The following is a 17075-nucleotide window of genomic DNA, read 5'->3' as shown; positions in this document are numbered from 1 at the left end:
GAGCCGGTCCCGCGCCCGCCTTCGAGGTTCTGAATGACCGGCCTGTCGATTGCGGTCGTGGGCGCCGGCATCGGCGGCCTGACGGCGTCCCTGGCGCTCGCCCGGCAGGGGCATGCGGTCACGCTCATCGAGCGCCGGACCGGCTTCTCCGAGGTCGGGGCCGGCCTCCAGCTTTCGCCCAATGCCAGCCGGATCCTGATCCGGCTCGGGCTCGGGGCCGCCCTGCGCCGGGTCGCGACCGAGCCACGGCGCGTCGTGGTGCGCGCCATCCGGTCCGGCGAGCCCATCGGCCAGGTGGCCCTCGGGGCCTTCCTGCGCGAGCGCTTCGAGGCGCCCTACTGGGTCGTGCACCGGGCGGATCTCCAGACAATCCTCCTCGATGCGGTCCGGTCCGAGCCGGGCGTCCGGCTCGTCATGGGCCGCAGCGTCGAGACCGTGGAGGACGGGCCCGGCGAAGCCCGCCTCGCCTGGGTGTCGGCCGGCGGCGCGCGGGAGACCCATGCGGCCGACCTGATCCTCGGCGCCGACGGGGTCTGGTCGAAGGTCCGCCGGGCCCTGGGCGACAACAGCCCCCCGGCCTATCGCGGCCATGTCGCCTGGCGCGCCACCCTGGCCCGGGATGCGGTGCCGGCGGAACTCGCCGGCGACGAGACCGGCCTCTGGCTCGGCCCGAAGGGCCACGTGGTGCATTACCCGATCGCCGGCGGACGGCTCGTCAACGTGGTGGCCGTCGAGCGCACCGCCACGCCGGTGGACGGCTGGGCGGCGCCGGGCCACCGGGACGCGCTCCTCGGGCATTACGCCTCGGCCGCCCCGGCCCTGCGGGCGCTCCTGTCTGGGCCGAGGGAATGGCTGCGCTGGTCCCTGTTCGACCATCCGGCCGGGCGCCTCGCCGGGGGGCGGATCGCCCTTCTGGGGGATTGCGCCCACCCGGTCCTGCCCTTCCTGGCGCAGGGCGCGGCCCTTGCCATCGAGGATGCCGCCACCCTGGCGTCCCTCCTCGGGCCGGAGCGCCCCGACCTCGCCCGGGCTCTCGCCTCCTACGAGGCGCAGCGTCTCGCCCGCGTCCGGCGCGTGCAGCGCGAGGCGCGCCGGAACGGGCGCGTCTACCATGCGGGCGGCCTGGTGGCGTTCGGGCGCAACCAGGTCATGCGCCGCCTCGGGCCCGAGGGCATGACGCGCCGCTACGACTGGCTCTACGGCTTCCGCGCGCCGGAGTGACCGGGGCGACATTTGCGAGCAGGCGGGTTGCCGGTCCAAGCTCGACCGTCTAAGTAGCTCTCAGGCCCGCATGACGAAATTGGTAGACGTAACGGACTTAAAATCCGTGGCCTTCGGGTGTGCCGGTTCGAGTCCGGCTGCGGGCACCACTCCCACGACGTTCTCTCGGATCGTCGCTCGACATGCGCGATGCGCGTGTGTGAACGCACCGCCATGAGAACGCTTCAGGAGCATCCTGATCGTGTCGTTATCGCCCATCTCTGGTTTCGAGGAGAAGGACAGTGACCACGAGAGGTTCTCGGCTATCCAGCGCAGCACTCCGCGCCATCGACGACGGTCCGACCCTGGAGCGGCGTCGCATCCCGATCTCCCTGTGCGTTGCGGGGACCGCCGTGGCGATGAACCTTCTCGCGGCCGTCCTGTCGCTGCTTGCCCTCTCCGTCTCCTGACGGCCGCGGAGGCCCCGATTCGCCTGCCAATGGGGGTGGACATGAAGCGCGTGAAACAGGTGTGCGCCGCTCTCGGGTTCATCGGCCTCAGCTCCGGCGCCGTCGGCCAGACGCGTCTGCTGACGTCCGACATGGCCTGCAACCAGGCTCAACGGCTTGTCGCCGCTCAGGGCGCGGTCGTTCTCCACACGGGCGCCAACACCTACGACCGGTATGTGGCGTCCGGCTCCTATTGCGGGCTCGGGGAGACGCCCGGGCCCGGCTGGGCTCCGACGCGGGATGTCGCCCGGTGCCTGGTCGGATCCCGCTGCGTGTCGATCAGCCGGGGCAGCGGCCCCTGAGGCCGCGTGGCCTGCCGGCCATTCCCGTGAGCCCTGAACCCGTGCAGGGCGGTCCGAACCCGCCGCTCGGCTCGCGCACGGATGGGCATCGGCAACGGGGATTCCGAACATTCGACGGATGGCTGCCGAGCGGATCCGTTTGGATCCAAGGCGCCGGGCCTGTGAGGCAGTTCACAGCGACGGGCGCGGGTTTGCGTCACCTTTCGTGCCGTTCGGTGGTCGAGAGGAGGACGCCATGACCATGATGCATTCTCGCCGGAAGGAGCGCGAACCCGTGTCGCGGCCGTTTCCCTTATCGGTTGCCCTGCTGTTCATCGTCGCGGGCATCAACGTCGCCGCCACGATCCTCTCGCTCCTGGCCTCGGCTCAAGGATGACGACGGCCGGCATCGTGCCGTCGTCGGATCAGACGGGATCGCGTCGGCGCGCAGATCAGCTCAGCCGCCGGACCTCCTGGAACTCTCCCGCCGACCGTGCGGTGTCCTTGAGGTTTCCGGTCGCCCACATGGCGGCCTGGGTGCGGTTGGCCACGCCGATCTTGCGCAGGATCGCCTTGACGTGGACCTTGATCGTCGCCTCGGTGATGTCGAGCTTCCGGGCGATGACCTTGTTCGGATCGCCTCCCATCAGGGATTGCAGGATCACCGTCTCGCGGGGCGACAGCTTTTGAGCCTTCGGATCGGGGGCCCGGTGCTCGGACAACGGGATGATCTCGGCCGAGGCGGGTTGCGTCAGCTCCCTGTCGAGCAGAGCCCGAACCATGGAACCGGGCAGGACCCGCTCCCCCAGCATGGTCAGTTCAAGAGACTTGATCAGGACCTCCCGGGCGCTCGTGGCGAGGCAGAAGCTGTCGACGCCACCCGAGACCGCCGCGTGGACGGCCTGGCCGTCGAACTGATTGGCAATGGCCACGACGCGCGCGGCAGGATTCCGGCCCTTGGCCTCCTGGACGAATTCGAGCGCCTGTGCGAGGGACCCGGTGGCGTCCACGATGTAGAGGACGGGGTCCGAGCGCGTAGCTGCGAGCCCCGGCGCGCTGGATTCGATCACATCGAAGCACGTTCCCGACAAGAGTTGTGCAAGCCCAGCCCTCAGAAGGGCATTGCCGCAAAGCAACTCTGTTGCGAATTTCCGAGTAGAAGTTAATGTATCGTTATAGCACGGCGCATCAAACACCATGTCATTCCCAGAATGATCGTCGACCATTACTTGCCCCTCCGATTAAACTCTACGCCATCCGCCCGTTCTGATTTATCAGCACTGAAAGATCTAAGTTGATCAAGAGACGGGAGCCCTCTCTAATCACTAAGAGGTACGTATTACTCCCTAAGGGCGCCCTGGGATAAAGCTCGTGTTAAGGTTTTTCGGCACCGGCCGGAGCCGGGATCGCTGCCGAGAGATTCGAGGCGCCGGCTCCTCAACGCTGACGACATCGGGTCGCTCCGGCCGACTCCTTGGGATTACCGCCTTGGAGCCCTGGTTTTAACCCGCAAGCTTAGAGGGCGTCGATTGCCGGCTCTCGGGCCCGGGCGATATTCTTCTCAACGGTGACTCGGAAGGCTGGAGGGGGAACATGCCGCTCGACGAAGACGCTTTGATGAATCCATGTTCGGCGAGGAGCAACCAGGTCGGGATGATCACGGAGAATGACTTGAAGATACTTTGGGTCGCACGCACCCTGACCAACATCGATTTCCAGTATGGCGAAGACATCTTGCATCTCAGCCGCTGCGCGATGGAAGCCGAGCAGAAAAGCTATATCGAAAGGCAATTGCACCTTAAGTATTGCGAGCGCCGGGAGCCGTACCAGAGGCTGCTGGAGAGCCTCCGGGCCTGAAGGCACCGCACGGGACGGCTCAATAAAAGAGGCCCCTGGGGGGCCTCAGTTTCTCAGAGGGAGCAACCAACGCTGTCGATCACGGGTCACTCTCCCGCGGTCCGGCCCGTTGGTCAATTCACGTATCCTTACGGACCGTGACGATCGTGATCACAGGATCGACGGAGCCATGATGGCCGCCCCGCGCCCCTGCGGCTCGTGAGCCCGTTCAACGATCGGCCGGGGACGTCTCGGGGGACGCTCCCGGACGTTCGATCTTGGTCTCGTGGAAACGGCGGACCATGTCGCTGCCGATGCTCGTTTTCAAGTTGCTCGCAAGCTGGTCGCGGCTCGCCGCATAGCAATCCTGCATGGCGAAACTCTCATTGGCCCTGGGATTGTAGAACCGCCTCTCCGTGCGATTATACGTCCAGGGCTCGTCACTGCAGTTTCGCCCATAGGCTCCGACCGTGTTCTCCGTGACCGTCCATTTGAGGCTGGAATTGGGGCATTGGCCCTCATACTGTCCGCTATAGGCGCCGATGCGGGGATAGCAGCTCGTCTGGGCGTGGACCACGCCGAGCCCAGCCAGGAGAAGTGCAGCAGACAGAATCGCTCGGGCCATGAGGTCGTCCAGTGGCGTGATGCCTGTGATTAGCAGCAAATGGCGCACGGGAAAACCTGGGCGCCAGCCGGAGGGCGGCTTCGAGCGCTTAGAGCATCGGACGGGAAAAGTGGACCCACTTTTGGGATCAGATCCGATGCTCATCTCCTGAAGCAGCGCACCGTCCGACGCGAAAAACCGGGTCCACTTTCTCGCACGGTGCGCGAGAGCATCGGACCCAAAAGTGGCCCCACTTTTGGGATCGATTCCGATGCTCCACTCTTGGCTGGCGCACCGTTCGACGCGAAAAACCGGGCCCACTTTTTCGCACGGTGCGCTAGGCTGCCGCTCAGCGGCTCGTCCAGGCGCGCAGGGCGAGGATCGGCGTCAGAATGGGCCAGCCGAAGCCCGCGATGAGGATGTGATCGAGTCCGACCCCCTCCTCCCCGTCGATCATCGTCGACACTGCCAGCAGCAGGATCACACCGCACAGATAGACCATCAGAACTTCACGCATGAACCCAGCCCGCCTTCGTCATTATGGTCGAGCTTTGACCCAGGCCCGGCGCGAATCCAATGCGACCGGCGGTCGCCTCGCGGTTCGGGAGCGGGCATTGCGGGCGCGGGCGAAGGCGAAGGACGATCTGCCGGACGCGGGCGACGGGCCGGGCGCAACCGAAAGTTTCTTCTTTTCCATAAACTTAGCCGCAACCCTCCCGGGCTTTTCCCGTTCTCCGGCTCGAAGGTGAGAAACCAAAGGAGAAACAGGATGCCAAAGCGGCACCAACCTTATGCCGCAGGCAGTCACCGAGGCTGGAGCGTCGGCTCGAACAGCCTGACGGCGGCCGGGCAGTCCGAGATCTTGAAAGATCTCGGACGGCAATTGCAGCAGAGATATCAGACCGTGCTCAAGGAGCCGGCTCCCGACCGCATCAGGCAGCTGCTGGAGCGGCTGGACCGAACCCGCCACCCCGAGGAGGACGGCAATCTCTAAAGCATCGGACGTGAAAAGTGGACTTGCACTTTTGGAATCCATCCGATGCTTTCCTCTTGAATAAGAGCATCGGTCAGAACGGACCCAGCGGGCCGCGCCAGCGAAAACCGGATCCACTTTTCACTGGCGTGGCCCTTCGGGTCGCTGACGCGGCCCTCTGGGTCCGTCCGATGCTCTAGGTCCCGGCCGAGCCTGCCGGCGCGCCCCCCGCTCGAGCCATGCCGATGTCAACGGCGGCGGCGGCTCTCGTGGTCGGATGAGGATTCCCGCGGGACGAGATTGTAGATCAGGAAGCCGGCCAGAATGCCTGCGCCGAGCAGGACCAGCGGATAGGACCGCGCCGTGTAGGCCGCCTCGGAGGCTTTCTCCCGGAGCACGTAGAGAGGCGCGGAATCATGGATCAGACGTTCGGCGCGCCTCAGGTTTTCCCGGCGGGTATGGATCTCGAGATCGTATCCCTCATCGTCCTCGTGCTGGTGGAGCGCGATGCTGTTGCGGGCGAATCCACCAGACACCAGACGCTGAACGGCCCGGTTGGCCTCCTTGCGGGACGAGAACGTACCTGTGGCAATGGACGAGTGCGGCATCAGTCAATCCTTTCAAACTGCTGACGCCAATTCCCGGCAAGCGCCAAGGTTCCACGTCTCCGCCGGTTTGGACGGCGGAAGCGAGGTGCGGACCGCTCCCCGGATCCCGTCAGTTTCGCCGGGAGGCCTGAGCGGCCTTCTCGGCCTCCATCAGGACTTCAAGCGCCCGCCATGGCTTCTGCATGAAGCGAACGTCACGCGGGACGCCCCCTTCCTGCGGGTCGAGCGGGCGTCCGGAGGTCAACACAGTCCTGACCCACGGCCATTTCAACCGCACGGTCCGAACCAGATCCAGGCCATCCATCAGACAGGGAAGACGAATATCGGCGAACAGAAAGGCCACTTCGTCGGAATGCACCCGCAGGTAATCCAGAGCCTCTTCCGCGCTGGACGCCTCGACGACCTTGAGATCCGTCTCCTCAAGAAGAGCCGCCGCCAAGCCCCTGACTTCGAAATCGTCCTCGACGATCAGAGCAATTCGATAAGGCTCAATCCTCTGTCCCATCCGGCCATCTCCTCTGTAATCCGTCTGCTGTTTCTGGGGCCATCTGCGAACGCAACGACCGTTGACGCTCTGTGATCTTTGGAAGGACCGGCCCGAAAACGCTAAGCGGGTGGTCGGCATGATGATGCGAGCGGGAGCTGTCTCGTCTGTTTCAACTCCCTGGAACGCTCGCTTTTGAAGGCTGAATACAAATTCTACATTCCCCGACGGCAAGACCATCGGGCAGACCCCTCTTCACAGAACGGTGAACACGGTTCCGTGTTTCAGCTTGGCCGTTAAGAAATTTGCCGGAACTGCTTTTTGACCTGGAGGAACCTGCGTGGCCGCTGTAGCTTAAGCTTGGAACGACCGTTCTGATGCGAGACCTCAACCGTGTTCAAGGAGACGCAGCTTCACCAGGAGTTCTTGGATCTGGAGCACCAGATGCGGCTTCTGGATCGGCAACTCGCGGACGCCCTGCAACGCATCCGCCACGGCTCTTCGCCGGACCTCGTCGAGCAGGCCAGGCAGGATGAGCGACATCTCCTTGCGGAACTCGATCGCCTGATGACACGGCTGCGCGCCATCGAGGGCCAGCTTCTCCAAATTCAGAAAACCGCCACGCGGCATTGAGGATCACGCAGGCTCGCCGGCCGCTCGAGGCCGCGCCATGTGTGAAAGCACACCTCGCGCCGCGCGCTCAGGGTCCATGGTGGCCGCGGCTAAAGGAGCGTTATGCACGAAGAGGATGAGGCATGGCCATCAAGCATTCTCATCTCGCATCTTGCGAGGCGGCCCGTCATGACGGAGTTGCGCGGCGGCTGAGCATTCCTGTCGTTCCGACCCTGCTCGGCGCCCTGGCCATTCTCAACGTCGCGTCGGTGGTGATGGTCCTGATGGAATAGAGGCTCTCCGGCGCCCGCGCGGCACCACGCAGGTCATGCGGCAAAGAGAGAACTGCAGGGCGCTCTGCGGCGAAAGCGGCCCTGCAGGTTCGGGAAAGGATCAGCGCAGCCCGAGGAACGACAGAATGGCGAGGACGACCACGATCGCTCCGATGAGCCAGATGATGTTATTCATGACGATGCTCTCCTGACGGTTGAATTGACCCCATGCCAACGGTCAAGGTGAGCCTTCGTTCCTTCGGTCAAGCTGCGAACGGCTAATTGGACGAGCAGGCGGTGTCGTCGCTGCTGTCGAGCCTGCCCGAGGGGCCGACCTGGCGTCTCGACACGGTCGTGCAGGATTCCCGCGTCAGCCCTCGGCTCGAATCCGCCTGGAGCCGACCGTCATAGACTCGTTGCGTCTCATAGCCGGGACCCGCCTGATAGTTCCAGGTCGAGACGCCGGCACTTCCGACGCACCCGGTCAGTCCCACGGCGAGGGCCGCGGCCGGCGACAGGATTCTGATCGCTTTAAGCATCGTCCATCCCAATTCTGGTGAAGCTGAACGCTTGTCCGTCGCCTTATAGCCTGCTCGTCCGATACGGCAATGCACCCGTCGACGATCAACAAAAAACCCCGGTGGCACCACCGGGGTTTTCCGTTTGAGCAGGATGCTCCAAAACAAAAGCCTAACGCATCGGCCGTGAGGTCGAGTCCACGTCGGATGCTTTAGAAGTCGCGCTGGACGCGCAGGCGGCCTTCCCAAGCGTCGTCGTCATCGTTGCCGACGACCCCGCGCGGGTCGAGATTCGAGTAGAGAACCTCGACGCCGATATCGAGACCGGAGACCGGCGACCAGATCACGTTCGTGCCGGCGCGCCACTCGTTGAAGTCGTTGGCAACGGCAGGAGCGTTGTTGCTGTACTCGACGCGGGCGTACGAACCGAACACGCTCTGGCGGATCGTCGGGGTCCAGTAGTGGTTGATGCCACCGGCGATGGACCAGCCGCGGCCGGTATCGATGTCGCCATCGGGACCGATATAGGCGTCGATCACCGAGCTGGAGGCCGTGCCGACCGCCACGTCCGGATCGAATCCGAGATAGGCGAGCGCGCCGTCGGCATAGGTTGCGGCGATCCAGAGGGCGTCGCCTTCAGCCAGCATCGGCAGATTGACGTAGCCCTGAGCCGTCAGAGCCCAGCCATACGCGCTGTCGGGGATCGTGCCGCCGAGAACCGGCCCGTAGGTGGCCGTATCGAGGACGTTGCTGCGGATCTGGTGAACCGCGCCGCCGAGCTGAGCCGAGCCCCAGGTGCCGGCATACTTCACGTTGCCGACGAGGTCGGGGGTGCGCTGGCCAGCCGCCAGCGCCGAACCGCTGCGGATGAGGACGTCGTCGGCGACAGCCGCATAGGCGCCTTCTTCGAGTGCCAGCGTGGCCGAGAAGCCGTTGCCGAACGAGAAGGTGTAGGCCAGGGCGTTCACGGTCGGAGCGTCGTAGAAGCGCAGCGTGCCCCAGTTCTCGTTCGGGAGGTCGCTGTTCATGAAGAACGACACGGTACGACCGGCGGTCAGGCCGCCGAACTGCACGAAGGCCTGGTCGACGATCGCCGTGTCACGGCCGTATACACCGGTGTTGTGGGTGATCTCGAAGCGCGCGAAGGTGCGGAGCAGACCGTAGGCGGTGGCGGTGCGGGCATCGAGCTGGATGCGGCCGCGAGCACGGAAGCCGATCGAGTCGTCTTCGCGGTCGTTCGCCTCGAGGTACTGGTACTCGGCGCGAACACGGCCGCCGACGCGGAGGCAGGTTTCGGTGCCGGGGATGTAGAAGAAGCCTGCGCCGTAGGTGGAGCAGACGCGAACGTATTCGACGGCAGCGGCCTTCGCGACCGGCAGATCGGCGGCATGTGCCCCCGCCACCGCGGCGAGACCCGCGACCGATCCGAGGAAGAGGCTCTTGGCGAGCTTCATGGTGTTCTCCAAAGAATGCTTGAGTCCATGACCCATGTACAAACGTGACCATAATCATGGCGCACTCGAGCGCAACCGGCAGACGCGCGAGAGCCGCCCAAGGCCCGTGCAATCTGCTGAAAACATAAGCATTTCCGGGCGCGTTGAAAAATTATCTGACCGAGTGTGACAAAATCTCAACATCCCTGACGCTGGGGGATGACCTTCATGCCGCAGCGTCACATACCGGCCCCGACACCATTCGGGCAGATGGCATTCGACGACCTTGGCCGGCCTCAGTCGTCGAGGAAGTAGTCGCTGTCGCGACAGACATAGCCGACCGGGCATTGCGGCGTATCCCTGGTCGGCACGAATCCAGGCTCGATCGTTTCGTTGAACTGGCAGAAGGTGCGATCCCGAACGTAGCGGTCGTAGGTATAGGTGCCCGTGCCCAGAACGACGGCGCCCCGCGAGAAAACGATTCCGCGGGCCTGGTTGCATGTCAGGCTCGGCGTCATGGGCCGGGACTGAGCCACCGCGCTCGACGCGGTGACGAAGGCAATCAAAACAAGAGCAACTCTTCTCATCACCGAACCCTTCGTACGGACACGCCCGGCAGGGAGCGATGCCGCGCATATCAACGGTGGAATCGGTGCTTGGTTACCGGCGTGACGCGCGTTCGCTCTTCAAGGATCCGAGAGCGGATCTGGCGCATCCTGCGGACCCGGAGGGCCGCGCCCGACGATGCGCCGGCCAAGAGAGGAGCATCGGATGAGGCTCCGAAGGGTGGGACGCTTTTGGGTCCGATGCTTTAGAGCATCGGCTGCAGGCGCCGCGCCAGCTCGACGGCGGCGGCGTAATCGGTCTTGCCCGAGCCCAGCACGGGAATTCCCGAGACCAGGATGGACCGGGGCATCCAGAGCTCGGGAAAACCCTGGCCCCTCGCGTAGTCCAGCAGCACATCCCGGTCCGCATCGGCCTTATCGGTGATGAGGATGATCTGCTCGCCTTTTCGCGGGTCCGGGATGGCCACGACCACGTGGCTGTTCTCCGGCCAGAGGGCCTGGACGGTCGCCTCGATGGCGGCCAGCGACACCATCTCTCCGCCCACTTTCGCAAAGCGCTTCGCCCGCCCCCGGATGGTCACGATCCCGTCCTCCACGGTGACGATGTCGCCGGTATCGTGCCATCCGTCGACCGGGGAACGGATCCCGCCCGGAGCGGTCGAGTCGAGATATCCCTTCATGACGTTCGGGCCGCGCACGTGCAGACGGCCGCCCTCGTGGATTCCCTCGACCGGATCGAGGCGCCATTCGATTCCCGGCAGGATCGGCCCGACGGATCCGGGCCGGTTGCGATCCGGCAGGCTCACGGCGATGACGGGCGAGCATTCGGTGGCGCCGTAGCCTTCCAGAATCACGGTCCCGTACCGCGACCAGAGCCTGCGCGTCTCGTCCTTCACCCGCTCGGCGCCGGCGATGACGTAGCGGACGCTCGCCAGGTCGTTCTCGCCCGCAGCCCGGGCATAGCCCTGCAGGAAGGTGTCCGTCGCGAGCATGATCGTGGCGCGGGTTCCGGCAACGAGCTTCGGGATCTGCCGGTAATGAAGCGGGCTCGGATAGAGCACCGACTTCATGCCGTTGAGAACGGCCGTCAGCAGACCTGCCGTCAGGCCGAAGGAGTGGAAGATCGGCAGCGGGTTGAAGAACACGTCGGTCGGCTGCAGCACGTCGCCGGCGAGCGCTTTGACCTGATAGGCATTGGCGATCAGGTTGGCGTTCGAGAGCGCCACGCCCTTGGGCACCCCTTCCGACCCGGACGTGAACAGCAGCACGGCCGGATCGTCGGGCTCGACCCGGGCCCCGGCATGGACGCGCCGTGCCATCCAGGAATCGATCAATCCGCGCAGCTTGTCGAGGCTCGTCAGCTTCGCCCGCACGTCTTCGAGCCACAGGATCCGCCGTCCCTCCCCCAGGGTGGCCACGATGTCGTCGAGCTTGCCCTGCTCGACGAAGCGGCGGGAGGTGACGATGGTTTCGATCCCGGCCAGTTCGCAGGCCGCCGTCAGGTTCTTGAGCCCCGCCGTGAAGTTCAGGAAAGCCGGAACGCGCCCGAACGCGTTCAGGCCGAACAAGGTGACGGCGATCGCCTGGACGTTCGGGAGAAGCACGCCGATGGGTTCGCGCTCCGCCGTCAGGCTCGCCAGCTTGCGTCCGAGGACCAGGGACCCCAGGACGAGGCGGCCGAAGGTGATCGGCTGGCGCTCCAGGTCCTCCAGGGCGACCTTGTTCCGGCCGAACCGGTCCCGGGCATCGAGGAGAGCACTGAAAAGGCTCTTGCGCGTCCGCTCGATGTCGAACCCGGCGATGTCGAATGCGGCCACGGGCGCTCCCTGCCTCCGGTTAACCCGCCGATCCCTCGCGGATCGGAGCCTGGTAGGCCAGGCCCATATCCCAGGGGAAATAGATCCAGGTGTCCTGGCTCACTTCCGTGACGAACGTATCGATCAGGGGCCGGCCGGCCGGCTTCGCATACACGGCGGCGAAATGCGCGTTGGGCAGCATGTCCCGCACGATCTTGACCGTCTTGCCGGTATCGGTGAGGTCGTCGATCACGAGCACGCCCTTGCCCTGGCCGTCGCCCACCGCCTTGATCGACGGCGCGATATCCTTCAGCACCTGGAGATCGCCCTGGTTCTTGTAGTCGTGGTAGCTCGCGATGCACACGCTCTCGATGAGCCGCAGGTCGAGCTCGCGGGCCACGATGGCGGCCGGCACGAGGCCGCCACGGGTGATGCAGACGATCGCCTCGAAGGGGCCGGCCGAGGCCAGGCGCCAGGCGAGAGCCCGGCAGTCGCGGTGAAACTGATCCCAGGAGACGGGAAAGGCTTTGGGGGAGGTCGGGGACATCGTTGTGCTCTTCGTGGGCTTTCAGGGGAAGACGATAAACCTTACAGAGGCGCCCGGTCACCCTTGAGGCGACCGAGGAGCTCGCGAACGGCGGCACTGGCTCCGGCAACCGCCGCCGGGTCCTTGCCGCGCACGACGATCTGGTTACGGAAGCCGCTCGCCGAGAACGACGGATAGGAGCCGATGGACACGTCCGGGCTCGAGGAGGCGATCCGGCTCAGGCCCTCGGCATAGATGCCCTCCGCCAGCCCCTCGGCCTCGATGGTCTCGATGACCATGCGGGCGCCGGTCTGGAGGGACGGCGCGACGATGTCGAGCATGGCCTGCATGATCGACGGCACGCCCGCCATGACGAACACGTTGCCGATGCGGAAGCCGGGAGCCTTGGAGATCGGGTTCTCGATCAGATCGGCCCCTTCAGGAATCCGGGCCATGCGCAGGCGCGCCTCGTTCAGCTCGTGCGGCTGATACCGCTCCCGGAGCATGGCGACCGCCCGCGGATCATGCCCGATCCCCACATCGAACGCTTTGGCGATGCAATCGGCCGTGATGTCGTCATGGGTGGGGCCGATGCCTCCGGTGGTGAAGAGATACGTGTAGCGGGCGCGCAGGGCGTTGACCGCCGCCACGATCTCCGCCTCCACGTCGGGCACCACGCGCACCTCGCGCAGGTCGATGCCGATCCCGGTCAGGTACTCGGCGATGTAGCCGATATTCTTGTCCTTGGTGCGGCCCGTGAGGATCTCATCGCCGATGATGAGAAGGGCGGCTGTAACGGAAACGGCCATGCGCTGCGATCCCTTTTGAGGGGCTTTAGACTCAGAAACGGCAATTCTCAAGCAACGGTTCGGTTGAACCGCAGCCTTCTCCCCTGCTACGAGGGATTTTTCGGCCAATCGTTGGAGTTCGATGCGTTTTCACGAAACCCTGCTCGAGGGCCGCCTCATCGAGCGCTACAAACGATTTCTGGCGGATATCGCCCTCGACACGGGCGAGGTGGTCACGGCCCATTGCGCCAATCCCGGCGCCATGATGGGTCTGAAGGAGCCCGGCAGCCGGGTGTTCCTGTCCCGGGCGACGAATCCGAACCGCAAGCTCAAATACAACTGGGAATTCGTCGAGGTGGCGGCCGGCGGCGGTCCCCTCCAGCTCGTCGGCATCAACACGTCCCGGCCGAACCTCCTGGTCGCCGAAGCCCTGGCGGACGGCCGCCTCGCGCCCTTCACCGGGTATGACCGGATCCGCCCGGAGGTGAAGTACGGCCGCAACAGCCGGGTCGACTTCCTGCTCGAGACGACCGGGCAGCCGCCCTGCTACCTCGAGGTGAAGAACTGTCATCTCATGCGGGAGGCGGGCTTTGCCGAGTTTCCGGACTGCGTCGCGGCCCGCAGCGCCAAGCACCTCTACGAACTCGCCGACATGGTGGCCGCCGGGGCCCGGGCCGCCCTCGTCTACGTCATCCAGATGGAGGCCGGGCGCTTCGACGTGGCGCGCGACATCGACCCGGCCTACGACCGCGCCTTCCGGCATGCCCTGGCCTCCGGGGTGGAATCCTACGCCTATGTGTGCCGCATCACGCGGGAGGAAGTGGTCATCGACCGGTCGGTGGAGATCGTCACGCCCCGGTAGACCGGAGCCTCAGCGGCGCTCGAAGGCCAGGTTCATCCTGGTCTCGAGGATCTGCCGGTAGCCCTTGCCCTTCAGGAGCTTGACCACATCGATCTGCCACCGTTCCGGAACATTGGCGATGATGAGGAGCGCGGGGTAGAGGGAGGCCGGCGCATCGCGGAAGAACGGGTCGAGCACCAGGTCCTCGGCTCCCTCCACGTCGAGCTTGATCGCGTCCACCCGGTTCAGCCCCTCCCGCTTCAGGAGCTCCAGCATGGTCACGGCCGGAACGCGAATGGCGTCCGTCTGGCTCGAGTTCACGATCTTCAGGCTCGCCTCGCCCCGGTTGAGAGGGTCGAGGAACAGGGTGAGCTCGCCGGTCTTGTCCGCCACCGCACAATCCACGGCCTTGATGGTGCCGGAGGGATTCTGGCGGATGTTGTAGATCAGACGGTCGAAGATCTCGGGCTGCGGCTCCACGGCCAGGATCCGGGTCGGGACGGAGCCCGCTTCCTGGGCGACCGAGAGGGCATACCAGCCGACATTCGACCCGATGTCGATGAAGGTGAAGCCGTCCGTGATCCGGGAGCTCAGGATCCTGAGCTCATCGGCATCGAAGTACTGGGGCGTGAACAGGATGCGCCGCTCGCAGACGTTCTTGTAGGGATAGAGCCGCATCCGGACGCCGAAGGTCTCCAGGTCGAGCGGCAGGCCCTTCAGGGTCTTCATCGCCAGACGGCGCAGCATCAGGGCCAGCCGGCGGCCGGCCCAGCCCTCGGGCAGCCCGCGCGTGCGGTCGATCACCCAGCGGGTGAGTCCTGAAGGCGCAAAATCGCCGAAAGGGCGAGAATCGTTCATTAAGCGGGAATCCACGGCCGTCGGTTGGGATGAACAGGGTTGCTCATGACACCCTCGGGCGCCAATCGCAAGCGGGGCAGAAGGTCTTTGCTTGCGTCCCGCGTGCCGATCCTTACATTCCGGACATCAGATCAGGGACCGAAAATGACCGAGACCGACATTGTCGAGCGCAGGCGCGCCGCCGAGATCCCGCTCCACGGGCCGGAGGCCTTCGAGGCCATGCGGCGGGTCTGCCGGATGACGGCCGAATGCCTCGACATGCTGACCGATCACGTGAAGCCCGGCGTCACGACGGACGACCTGGACAAGCTCGCCTTCGAGTTCATCCGCGACCACGGCGCCTACCCGGCCTGCCTGAACTATCGCGGCTACACGAAGACCATCTGCACCTCCATCAATCACGTGGTCTGCCACGGCATCCCCAACGACAAGCCCCTGCGCGACGGGGACATCATGAACATCGACGTGACCCTGATCCTCGACGGATGGCACGGCGATTCGAGCCGCATGTACTACGTGGGCGAGGTGCCGCGCCGGGCCCAGCGTCTGTGCGAGATCACCTATGAATGCCTGATGCGCGGCGTCGCGGCGGTCAGGCCGGGCGCGACCACCAACGACATCGGAGCGGCCATCCAGTCCTACGCGGAGGCGGAGCGCTGCTCGGTGGTGCGGGATTTCTGTGGCCACGGCCTCGGCCGCGTCTTCCACGACTCGCCGACGATCCTCCACTACGTGGAACCGGCCTACAACGTGGAGCTGAAGCCCGGGATGCTCTTCACCATCGAGCCCATGATCAATCTGGGCCGCCCGCAGGTGAAGGTGCTCGCCGACGGCTGGACGGCCGTGACCCGTGACCGCTCCCTGTCGGCCCAGTTCGAGCATACAGTCGGCGTGACCGAGACCGGCGTCGAGGTCTTCACCTTCTCGCCGAAGGGCCTGGACAAGCCGCCCTACACGGCAGCTTGACACTAGCCTGACGTCCCGCTTCGTGCCTACATAGTAACGTTGCCACTCCGGCCATCCGTGCCGGAACGGCGGCAGGCAGTAGCGGCGGGAGGGCATGAGCGGCGACGACAACCCCCATTACCATGGCCATCGGGACCGTCTTCGCGCCCGCTTCCTCGACGTGGGCGGCGACGCGCTGCCCGATTACGAGCTGCTGGAGCTGGTCCTTTTCCGCTCCATCCCGCGCCGGGACGTGAAGCCCATCGCCAAGGAGCTCATGAAGCGCTTCGGCACCTTCGCCGAGGTGCTGGCGGCCTCTCCGACCCGGCTCATGGAAGTCGAAGGAATCGGCGAGAGCGTCGTCACCGACCTGAAGGTCGTCGAGGCGTCAGCCCGGCGCCTCGCAAAGGGCGAGGTGGCCAAGCGTCCGGTCCTGTCCTCCTGGACCTCGGTGATCAACTACTGCCGGGCCGCCATGGCGTTCATGGACAAGGAGCAGTTCAGGCTCCTGTTCCTCGACAAGCGCAACGCGCTCATCGCGGACGAATTCAGCAATCGGGCACAGTCGATCATGCCCCGGTCTATCCGCGCGAGGTCATCAAGCGGGCCCTGGAACTCTCGGCCTCGGCCCTGGTCCTCGTCCACAACCACCCGTCCGGTGATCCGACCCCCTCCTCGGCGGATATCAAGATGACCCGCGAGATCATCGACATCGCCAAGCCGCTGGGGATCACCGTCCATGACCACATCATCGTCGGCCGCGAGGGCCATGCCAGCCTGAAAGGCCTGCGCCTGATCTGAGCTTGGCTTCAGAACCGACTCGCTCTCGGTGCGTTACGCTCCTGTCGAAAACGCACTGGAGACTCGAACCAATGAACAAGACTCTGCTGACGGCCAGCCTTCTCGGCTCCGTCCTCCTCGCCTCGGCGGCCATGGCCCAGACCTCGCCGGCGCCGGGCTTCATCACGCGGCTCGAGCCGGGCCAGATGCTGGCCTCGAAGGTCATGGACGAGGATGTGGTCGGGGCCGACAACAAGGATATCGGCGACGTGGAGGATCTGGTGCTCGATCGCAGCGGCCGTGTCGTCGCGGTCGTCGTGGAAGTGGACGAGGGGATCGGCGACCGCACGGTGGCCCTGCCCCTCAGCGCCGTTCAGATGAACACCGCCGACGCGGCGACGACCGGATCGGTTCAGGGATCGGGGCAGACGGGCGGCGGCTCCGCGGCGCGGAACGACGACGTGCGGATCGTGGTGAGCATCCCGGTGGATCAGCTCAAGGCTGCGCCCGAGTTCGACGACGACAACGACTAAGCGGGACAGATCCGGCGGCCTCCTGCGGGAACGGCCGCCGGCCGCCTGGAGCCTCGGGGCCCCAAGTGGGGAACAAGTATGGGGGCGCGGTGATAGTCTTTTTTGGGGGCAC

23 protein-coding genes, 1 tRNA gene and 1 pseudogene are annotated in these 17075 nt (G+C 65.3%); 12 read left to right on the top strand and 13 right to left on the bottom strand.

All coding sequences use genetic code 11. The annotated features are described in order from the left end of the window. Positions 1–33 precede the first annotated feature (33 nt). From NF876_RS21235 to NF876_RS21215, 5 genes are all read left to right on the top strand, one after another. Entirely contained in the window at positions 34–1221 is a 1188-nt protein-coding gene (locus NF876_RS21235) for an FAD-dependent monooxygenase (protein WP_262270626.1), read from the top strand. Positions 1222–1285: 64 nt separating this feature from the next. Further along, positions 1286–1370, top strand: a tRNA-Leu gene (locus tag NF876_RS21230). Between the two features lie 132 nt (positions 1371–1502). Then, entirely contained in the window at positions 1503–1670 is a 168-nt protein-coding gene (locus tag NF876_RS21225) for a hypothetical protein (protein ID WP_262270625.1), read from the top strand. A gap of 41 nt (positions 1671–1711) precedes the next feature. Beyond that, positions 1712–2011 carry a hypothetical protein gene (locus tag NF876_RS21220; protein WP_262270624.1) on the top strand — a complete coding sequence of 100 codons (300 nt, stop codon included), beginning with the start codon at positions 1712–1714 and terminating at the stop codon, positions 2009–2011. 235 nt (positions 2012–2246) lie between these two features. Continuing rightward, entirely contained in the window at positions 2247–2387 is a 141-nt protein-coding gene (locus NF876_RS21215; protein WP_262270623.1) for a hypothetical protein, read from the top strand. A gap of 55 nt (positions 2388–2442) precedes the next feature. On the opposite strand, the gene NF876_RS21210 is transcribed toward NF876_RS21215, so the two are convergent. Next, positions 2443–3060 (bottom strand): LuxR C-terminal-related transcriptional regulator, encoded by a 618-nt coding sequence (locus NF876_RS21210; protein ID WP_262270622.1) that lies wholly within the window; start codon positions 3058–3060, stop codon positions 2443–2445. Positions 3061–3583: 523 nt separating this feature from the next. On the opposite strand from NF876_RS21210, the gene NF876_RS21205 reads away from it, so the two are divergent. Further along, complete coding sequence (locus NF876_RS21205) at positions 3584–3847, top strand: hypothetical protein (protein ID WP_262270621.1); 264 nt, start codon at positions 3584–3586, stop codon at positions 3845–3847. Positions 3848–4055: 208 nt separating this feature from the next. On the opposite strand, the gene NF876_RS21200 is transcribed toward NF876_RS21205, so the two are convergent. Both NF876_RS21200 and NF876_RS21195 read right to left on the bottom strand, forming a co-directional pair. Continuing rightward, a complete protein-coding gene (locus NF876_RS21200) occupies positions 4056–4451 on the bottom strand; it encodes a hypothetical protein (RefSeq protein ID WP_262270620.1) in 396 nt (131 codons plus the stop codon). 328 nt (positions 4452–4779) lie between these two features. Then, positions 4780–4947 (bottom strand): hypothetical protein, encoded by a 168-nt coding sequence (locus tag NF876_RS21195; RefSeq protein WP_262270619.1) that lies wholly within the window; start codon positions 4945–4947, stop codon positions 4780–4782. 252 nt (positions 4948–5199) lie between these two features. Here NF876_RS21195 and NF876_RS21190 point away from each other — a divergent pair, with 252 nt between their 5' ends. Next, positions 5200–5424 (top strand): NepR family anti-sigma factor, encoded by a 225-nt coding sequence (locus NF876_RS21190; protein ID WP_262270618.1) that lies wholly within the window; start codon positions 5200–5202, stop codon positions 5422–5424. A 227-nt stretch (positions 5425–5651) separates the two neighbouring features. Here the strand turns inward: NF876_RS21190 and NF876_RS21185 are convergent, their stop codons facing one another. The 3 genes from NF876_RS21185 to NF876_RS21175 all read right to left on the bottom strand — a co-directional run bounded on the left by NF876_RS21185 (position 5652) and on the right by NF876_RS21175 (position 7125). After that, the gene (locus tag NF876_RS21185) at positions 5652–6011 is read right to left on the bottom strand and encodes a hypothetical protein (protein WP_262270617.1); all 360 of its coding nucleotides are present in this window, start codon (positions 6009–6011) and stop codon (positions 5652–5654) included. Positions 6012–6120: 109 nt separating this feature from the next. Beyond that, positions 6121–6516 carry a response regulator transcription factor gene (locus tag NF876_RS21180; protein WP_262270616.1) on the bottom strand — a complete coding sequence of 132 codons (396 nt, stop codon included), beginning with the start codon at positions 6514–6516 and terminating at the stop codon, positions 6121–6123. A gap of 366 nt (positions 6517–6882) precedes the next feature. After that, positions 6883–7125, bottom strand: coding sequence for a hypothetical protein (locus tag NF876_RS21175; RefSeq protein WP_262270615.1), 243 nt, complete (start codon positions 7123–7125; stop codon positions 6883–6885). Positions 7126–7250: 125 nt separating this feature from the next. Here NF876_RS21175 and NF876_RS21170 point away from each other — a divergent pair, with 125 nt between their 5' ends. Beyond that, positions 7251–7400 carry a hypothetical protein gene (locus NF876_RS21170; RefSeq protein ID WP_262270614.1) on the top strand — a complete coding sequence of 50 codons (150 nt, stop codon included), beginning with the start codon at positions 7251–7253 and terminating at the stop codon, positions 7398–7400. 257 nt (positions 7401–7657) lie between these two features. On the opposite strand, the gene NF876_RS21165 is transcribed toward NF876_RS21170, so the two are convergent. The 6 genes from NF876_RS21165 to NF876_RS21140 all read right to left on the bottom strand — a co-directional run bounded on the left by NF876_RS21165 (position 7658) and on the right by NF876_RS21140 (position 13027). Then, positions 7658–7918, bottom strand: a complete 261-nt coding sequence (locus tag NF876_RS21165; protein WP_262270613.1) for a hypothetical protein — start codon at positions 7916–7918, stop codon at positions 7658–7660. A gap of 191 nt (positions 7919–8109) precedes the next feature. Further along, on the bottom strand, positions 8110–9351 hold the full coding sequence (locus NF876_RS21160; RefSeq protein ID WP_262270612.1) for a porin: 1242 nt from the start codon (positions 9349–9351) through the stop codon (positions 8110–8112). Between the two features lie 275 nt (positions 9352–9626). Beyond that, positions 9627–9917 (bottom strand): hypothetical protein, encoded by a 291-nt coding sequence (locus tag NF876_RS21155; protein WP_262270611.1) that lies wholly within the window; start codon positions 9915–9917, stop codon positions 9627–9629. Between the two features lie 224 nt (positions 9918–10141). Continuing rightward, positions 10142–11713, bottom strand: coding sequence for an AMP-binding protein (locus tag NF876_RS21150; RefSeq protein ID WP_262270610.1), 1572 nt, complete (start codon positions 11711–11713; stop codon positions 10142–10144). A gap of 19 nt (positions 11714–11732) precedes the next feature. Beyond that, a complete protein-coding gene (gene gpt, locus NF876_RS21145) occupies positions 11733–12239 on the bottom strand; it encodes a xanthine phosphoribosyltransferase (protein WP_262270609.1) in 507 nt (168 codons plus the stop codon). Between the two features lie 41 nt (positions 12240–12280). Then, positions 12281–13027: a competence/damage-inducible protein A gene (locus NF876_RS21140; RefSeq protein WP_262270608.1), complete on the bottom strand. Its 747-nt coding sequence runs from the start codon at positions 13025–13027 to the stop codon at positions 12281–12283. 121 nt (positions 13028–13148) lie between these two features. Here NF876_RS21140 and sfsA point away from each other — a divergent pair, with 121 nt between their 5' ends. Continuing rightward, positions 13149–13868 (top strand): DNA/RNA nuclease SfsA, encoded by a 720-nt coding sequence (sfsA, locus tag NF876_RS21135; RefSeq protein WP_262270607.1) that lies wholly within the window; start codon positions 13149–13151, stop codon positions 13866–13868. A 9-nt stretch (positions 13869–13877) separates the two neighbouring features. On the opposite strand, the gene NF876_RS21130 is transcribed toward sfsA, so the two are convergent. After that, positions 13878–14705: an FkbM family methyltransferase gene (locus NF876_RS21130; protein WP_262270606.1), complete on the bottom strand. Its 828-nt coding sequence runs from the start codon at positions 14703–14705 to the stop codon at positions 13878–13880. Positions 14706–14849: 144 nt separating this feature from the next. On the opposite strand from NF876_RS21130, the gene map reads away from it, so the two are divergent. From map to NF876_RS21115, 3 genes and pseudogenes are all read left to right on the top strand, one after another. Beyond that, positions 14850–15671 carry a type I methionyl aminopeptidase gene (map, locus tag NF876_RS21125; protein WP_262270605.1) on the top strand — a complete coding sequence of 274 codons (822 nt, stop codon included), beginning with the start codon at positions 14850–14852 and terminating at the stop codon, positions 15669–15671. A gap of 94 nt (positions 15672–15765) precedes the next feature. Then, positions 15766–16451, top strand: a pseudogene (gene radC, locus NF876_RS21120) (RadC family protein). A 71-nt stretch (positions 16452–16522) separates the two neighbouring features. Continuing rightward, positions 16523–16963: a PRC-barrel domain-containing protein gene (locus tag NF876_RS21115; RefSeq protein ID WP_262270604.1), complete on the top strand. Its 441-nt coding sequence runs from the start codon at positions 16523–16525 to the stop codon at positions 16961–16963. Positions 16964–17075: the final 112 nt, after the last annotated feature.

The sequence above is a fragment of the Microvirga yunnanensis genome (genome assembly GCF_025460875.1).
Note: the sequence above shows the minus strand (reverse complement) of the source record. Positions and strands in the feature narration are given on the sequence as shown.

What these genes read in the sequence shown, in the direction of transcription:
- NF876_RS21235 (WP_262270626.1), top strand. Translation starts at nt 34, where the DNA reads ATGACCGGCCTGTCGATTGCGGTCGTGGGCGCCGGCATCGGCGGCCTG.
- NF876_RS21220 (WP_262270624.1), top strand. Translation starts at nt 1,712, where the DNA reads ATGAAGCGCGTGAAACAGGTGTGCGCCGCTCTCGGGTTCATCGGCCTC.
- NF876_RS21215 (WP_262270623.1), top strand. Translation starts at nt 2,247, where the DNA reads ATGACCATGATGCATTCTCGCCGGAAGGAGCGCGAACCCGTGTCGCGG.
- NF876_RS21205 (WP_262270621.1), top strand. Translation starts at nt 3,584, where the DNA reads ATGCCGCTCGACGAAGACGCTTTGATGAATCCATGTTCGGCGAGGAGC.
- NF876_RS21200 (WP_262270620.1), bottom strand. Translation starts at nt 4,451, where the DNA reads ATGGCCCGAGCGATTCTGTCTGCTGCACTTCTCCTGGCTGGGCTCGGC.
- NF876_RS21195 (WP_262270619.1), bottom strand. Translation starts at nt 4,947, where the DNA reads ATGCGTGAAGTTCTGATGGTCTATCTGTGCGGTGTGATCCTGCTGCTG.
- NF876_RS21190 (WP_262270618.1), top strand. Translation starts at nt 5,200, where the DNA reads ATGCCAAAGCGGCACCAACCTTATGCCGCAGGCAGTCACCGAGGCTGG.
- NF876_RS21185 (WP_262270617.1), bottom strand. Translation starts at nt 6,011, where the DNA reads ATGCCGCACTCGTCCATTGCCACAGGTACGTTCTCGTCCCGCAAGGAG.
- NF876_RS21180 (WP_262270616.1), bottom strand. Translation starts at nt 6,516, where the DNA reads ATGGGACAGAGGATTGAGCCTTATCGAATTGCTCTGATCGTCGAGGAC.
- NF876_RS21175 (WP_262270615.1), bottom strand. Translation starts at nt 7,125, where the DNA reads ATGCCGCGTGGCGGTTTTCTGAATTTGGAGAAGCTGGCCCTCGATGGC.
- NF876_RS21170 (WP_262270614.1), top strand. Translation starts at nt 7,251, where the DNA reads ATGGCCATCAAGCATTCTCATCTCGCATCTTGCGAGGCGGCCCGTCAT.
- NF876_RS21165 (WP_262270613.1), bottom strand. Translation starts at nt 7,918, where the DNA reads ATGCTTAAAGCGATCAGAATCCTGTCGCCGGCCGCGGCCCTCGCCGTG.
- NF876_RS21160 (WP_262270612.1), bottom strand. Translation starts at nt 9,351, where the DNA reads ATGAAGCTCGCCAAGAGCCTCTTCCTCGGATCGGTCGCGGGTCTCGCC.
- NF876_RS21155 (WP_262270611.1), bottom strand. Translation starts at nt 9,917, where the DNA reads ATGAGAAGAGTTGCTCTTGTTTTGATTGCCTTCGTCACCGCGTCGAGC.
- gpt (WP_262270609.1), bottom strand. Translation starts at nt 12,239, where the DNA reads ATGTCCCCGACCTCCCCCAAAGCCTTTCCCGTCTCCTGGGATCAGTTT.
- NF876_RS21140 (WP_262270608.1), bottom strand. Translation starts at nt 13,027, where the DNA reads ATGGCCGTTTCCGTTACAGCCGCCCTTCTCATCATCGGCGATGAGATC.
- sfsA (WP_262270607.1), top strand. Translation starts at nt 13,149, where the DNA reads ATGCGTTTTCACGAAACCCTGCTCGAGGGCCGCCTCATCGAGCGCTAC.
- NF876_RS21130 (WP_262270606.1), bottom strand. Translation starts at nt 14,705, where the DNA reads ATGAACGATTCTCGCCCTTTCGGCGATTTTGCGCCTTCAGGACTCACC.
- map (WP_262270605.1), top strand. Translation starts at nt 14,850, where the DNA reads ATGACCGAGACCGACATTGTCGAGCGCAGGCGCGCCGCCGAGATCCCG.
- NF876_RS21115 (WP_262270604.1), top strand. Translation starts at nt 16,523, where the DNA reads ATGAACAAGACTCTGCTGACGGCCAGCCTTCTCGGCTCCGTCCTCCTC.